6 protein-coding genes and 1 riboswitch are annotated in these 4,169 nt (G+C 41.0%); all 6 genes read left to right on the forward strand.

Annotation, left to right across the window (positions count from 1 at the left end):
- Window positions 1–32 precede the first annotated feature (32 nt).
- The 6 genes from GXZ13_04855 to GXZ13_04880 all read left to right on the forward strand — a co-directional run bounded on the left by GXZ13_04855 (window position 33) and on the right by GXZ13_04880 (window position 4,150).
- The gene (locus GXZ13_04855) at window positions 33–173 is read left to right on the forward strand and encodes a hypothetical protein (protein ID NLX75150.1); all 141 of its coding nucleotides are present in this window, start codon (window positions 33–35) and stop codon (window positions 171–173) included.
- 20 nt (window positions 174–193) lie between these two features.
- Window positions 194–323: riboswitch (cobalamin riboswitch) on the forward strand.
- Between the two features lie 91 nt (window positions 324–414).
- Complete coding sequence (locus GXZ13_04860; GenBank protein NLX75151.1) at window positions 415–1,311, forward strand: ABC transporter substrate-binding protein; 897 nt, start codon at window positions 415–417, stop codon at window positions 1,309–1,311.
- On the forward strand, window positions 1,308–2,102 hold the full coding sequence (locus GXZ13_04865) for an ABC transporter ATP-binding protein (GenBank protein ID NLX75152.1): 795 nt from the start codon (window positions 1,308–1,310) through the stop codon (window positions 2,100–2,102). The genes GXZ13_04860 and GXZ13_04865 overlap by 4 nt, the downstream gene beginning before the upstream one ends.
- Entirely contained in the window at window positions 2,099–3,082 is a 984-nt protein-coding gene (locus tag GXZ13_04870) for an iron ABC transporter permease (protein ID NLX75153.1), read from the forward strand. Before GXZ13_04865 ends, GXZ13_04870 begins: the two co-directional genes overlap by 4 nt.
- A gap of 50 nt (window positions 3,083–3,132) precedes the next feature.
- Window positions 3,133–3,759 (forward strand): MotA/TolQ/ExbB proton channel family protein, encoded by a 627-nt coding sequence (locus GXZ13_04875; GenBank protein ID NLX75154.1) that lies wholly within the window; start codon window positions 3,133–3,135, stop codon window positions 3,757–3,759.
- Complete coding sequence (locus GXZ13_04880; GenBank protein NLX75155.1) at window positions 3,647–4,150, forward strand: biopolymer transporter ExbD; 504 nt, start codon at window positions 3,647–3,649, stop codon at window positions 4,148–4,150. The genes GXZ13_04875 and GXZ13_04880 overlap by 113 nt, the downstream gene beginning before the upstream one ends.
- Window positions 4,151–4,169 lie beyond the last annotated feature (19 nt).

The following is a 4,169-nucleotide window of genomic DNA, read 5'->3' on the forward strand; positions in this document are numbered from 1 at the left end:
GTTGTACACCGAGTAAAAAAATAGGTTTCACAATGCCATGGTTCCGTGAAGTGCTTTGCACCTGCCCCGATGTGGGTTGTTGGAATTATAAATGTCCCTTGCCCTGCATGAGCAGCCTAACACCGAAAATGGCTCTTGAAGGATTTAAGAAATTTGAAGAAGAGCTTTTGTAAAAATTTGTTTATGATAGAATAGCCTTGTTACAAAATAATTTAATAAAAATATTGCTTTTCTGAAGGGGAATCCGGTGCAAATCCGAAGCGGCCCCGCCACTGTAACCCATTTGGGAAGTCAGGTGACCTGAAGAAAATGCGGATGTAATGCGCGGGCGTTGATCATCCTCTTAAATTCTAGGGAGGGCTGTCTGGCTCTCTCTTATTTTTTTTATATTTTACTTAGTTTGGAGCTGTCTCTTTGAAAATTTTGAAAAACTGTTTATACATTTTATTTATCCTTATATTTACGTTCTTCATAGTGCCTGCAGAAGCGGCTCCCAAGCGTATAATCTCACTAACTCCTGCCGGTACTGAAATTCTCTATGCTTTAGGACAAGAAAAAAACTTAATAGCAAATACAACATTTTGTGACTATCCGCCTGAAGCACAAAAGAAACCGAAAGTCGGCGGGTTTGCTTCTATGAACTACGAATATTTTATTTCAAAGAAAGCTGATTTAATCGTCATTCAAGATTTACATGCACAGTTCATACCCCAGTTGGAAAAATTAAAAATACCTTTCGTTACTCTTCGTCAGGAAACAATAGAAGAAGTTTGTGATTCAATAATGACCTTGGGAAAAGCCACCGATTCAGAAAAAAGAGCTAAAGAGCTTGTCACAAGTATAGAAAAGGACATTGAATATGTGAGTGAAAAAGTAAAAAATTCTCCTCGCCCAAAAATACTCCTCTGTATATCTCGAGAGTTTACCGGCGATAAAATAAACATTTTTTTTGCTGCAGGAAACGCAAGTTTTTATAACGATATGATTAAAAAAGGCGGTGGGGTTAACGCTTTGAAAAAGCAGAAAATAACCTACCCTCAAATATCTCAGGAGGGATTAATGATGATAAACCCCGATGTAATAATAGAGTTAATAGGAGATATAGACTCCGGACACTCTCTGACCAAAGGCTTTGCTGGAATGACAAATGATCTTCTTAAACAGCAGTGGCTGAACGGAGTTCAAGTTAAAGCTGTAAGAGATAATCATGTTCATATTTTAAACGGCTCGATATATCTGAGGCCTGGACCAAGAGTGGGACAAGCTCTCATAGGATTTGCTCGTGCTCTGCACCCGGAGATAAACTGGTGATTACGACTCCGTACATAGAAGTCAAAAATCTTTCCCTATCGCTTGAGGGAGCAGAGATATTAAAAGACGTCTCTTTTTTACTTGAAAAGGGCAAATTTCTTGCAATTATTGGCCCTAACGGAGCAGGTAAGAGCTCACTTCTCAAATGTATGGGGCGTCTCTACAGAGATTTTTCAGGAGACATTTCATTAGATGGGCGTCTAGTATCTCTTATGAAAGCGAAAGAAATAGCTCGAAAAATTTCTTGGGTGCACCAGTCTGAACCGAGTTTTCTGTCATTCACAGTGAGAGAGTTTGCGAAGATGTCACGCTACCCTTGGCAGAGATCGCTGGGCAACGAGACGAAGGAAGACGTTGAAATAGTTGATAGGGCACTCTCAGTTGCTTCTGTACAACACATAGCAGACAGAGAGTTAAACACTCTCAGCGGCGGAGAGAGGCAAAAAGCACTTATTGCTGCCGCACTTGCCCAAGGGACCGAAATATTGTTTTTAGATGAGCCAACGAGCTTCTTGGATTATAAACATCAGGTTGAAACGTTGGAGTTAATAAAGCAGATAAATAAGGAAGAAAAAATGACGATTTTATTGGTTACTCATGATATAAATCTTGCTCTCCACGGAGCGGACGAAATCTTAGCTATTAAGCTTGGAAAGCTTAGATGGAAGGGCGACAGCAACGCACTTCTTTCAAATGGAGTGCTTGAATCTATCTTTGATACCACTTTCCAAAGCTTCACCACAGAGAAGCAGAAGTTTCCATACGTGGCTCCTAAGGGGATGATATTTTGAGACGGTTCACATTCCCACTTTTAATACTTTCCTTCATTATAGTTATCCTTTTATCTCCATTTGTTGGAGCGCAGATGGTGCCTGTTTCCGTACTGACTAGGGCGGGAAAGGACAGCGGTCTATACAATATCCTCTGGGATCTTCGAGTTCCACGGGTATTGCTCGGGTGGGCTGTGGGTTCCACTCTCGCAATAAGCGGAATGATATTTCAGGCCCTATTCAGAAATTCGTTAGCCTCACCAGACATGTTGGGGGTCTCGACAGGAGCCGCCTGTGGAGCCGTTTTATACATCAGAATGGGGTTTGCTTTTTCAGTTTTTAATGTAATCCCCGGACTCTCGCTCTTTGCCTTTATAGGGGCTCTTATCGCTACTTCCGCGATATATATAGCTGGCAATATAAGACGCGGGGGCATGTCCGAAGCCACTCTCCTTCTTGCAGGTATAGCCATGAGTTTTTTGTTTGCAAGTATAAACATGATAATGCAGTTTGGAAGTGGGTTCGTAGATTCTTTTAGAATGATGAGATGGTCCATGGGAGGACTGCAGGCCGTAGGATACTCCGATCTATACCTCATGTTTCCGGCACTTATAGGGATATTTTTGATTGCTTATATAAGAGCACCCGAGCTAAATCTTTTCGTTTGTGGAGAAGACATAGCAGCTAGTCGAGGGGTTTCTGTTAACTCTCTAAAAAGACTTCTTTTTGTTGTCGTTTCTTTGGTCGTAGGTGTGGCTGTTTCGATTTGTGGCCCGATCGGCTTTGTGGGATTAATGGTGCCGCATATATGCAGAAAACTTGTAGGGACGGATCACAGAAGACTTACAATTGCTTCTGCCATTTTTGGCGGAACCTTTTTAGTTCTCTGCGACACAGCTTCAAGGACATTTTGGGCTCCGACAGAAGTGCCCGTAGGTGTGCTTACTTCTTGTCTAGGATCAATTTTCTTTCTTCTGCTTTTATTGTATGGGAAAAAATAATATTTATATCATAAAAATATAATGGAGAAATATTACAAGGGGGACTTTTGATGCTTGAATTTATGAGAGCTGGTGGAATTTTAATGTGGTTTATTGCAGCTCTTTCTGTAATAGCAGTCGCAGTGCTTATTGAAAGATGCTGGTTTTTTCATAGAGCTAACACCGATGCTGAAGCTCTTGAGCTTGCTTTTGGGGAAGCAGTTGCCACAAAAAATGTAGAAAAAGCTGGAAAAATTGTTCGCTCCTCTAAAAGCTCTCTGCACAGAATTTTCTTTGACGCATATGCACACTGGGGTGTCGATCGTGAAGATATGAAACTGCTTTTGGAACAGCTCGTGAGAAGAGAAGTATTTAGATGGGAAAAACATCTGTATATTTTGGAGTTAGTAGGTAAACTCGCGCCTCTCTTAGGGTTGCTCGGAACAGTACTGGGCATGTCTGAAATGTTCCAATCTCTTCATATGGAAGATCAAGTAAATGCGGCCATTGTAACCGGAGGCATTTGGAAAGCACTCTTTACGACAATTGCCGGTTTAACCGTTGCAATTCCGACCATATTCGCACATGGAGTGCTGTCCTCTCGTATTGACAACCAAGAAGAAACTTTTAACAGAGCCGCTGATTTTTTGGTTCGTGCTCACTTTTCGGGGAACAACCTTAACGATGAGAAGAAATAAGAGAAGAAGTGCAGACGTAGACATAACTCCACTTATTGATGTGCTCTTTATGCTCATTATATTTTTCGTGCTGACCGCATCATTTCTCCATGGCAAAATTGATGTTGACCTACCTACAGGTAAAGGCGAGTCAAAAAGCATGGAAAAGGCTATAACTATAATAGTCAATAAAAACGGAGCCATCAGCTGGAATGGACGAAATATATCGAAAGATGATCTCTCTCCTTTGGCAAAAGAGTCAACCGGAAAAGAAATCCTAATTGCAGGAGACAAAGAAGCAGAGTACGGCACAGTAGCTGAAATACTATCAATACTTAAAGTATCAGCTTTAGTAATTGTAGTATCAACTTGCATAGTTTTAAAAGGAATTGCAATTGCTGGCTTATTATAAACTACCGAGTGCTCTCCAA

The organism is Synergistaceae bacterium, assembly GCA_012728235.1.
Classification (GTDB): Bacteria; Synergistota; Synergistia; order Synergistales; family Synergistaceae; genus JAAYFL01.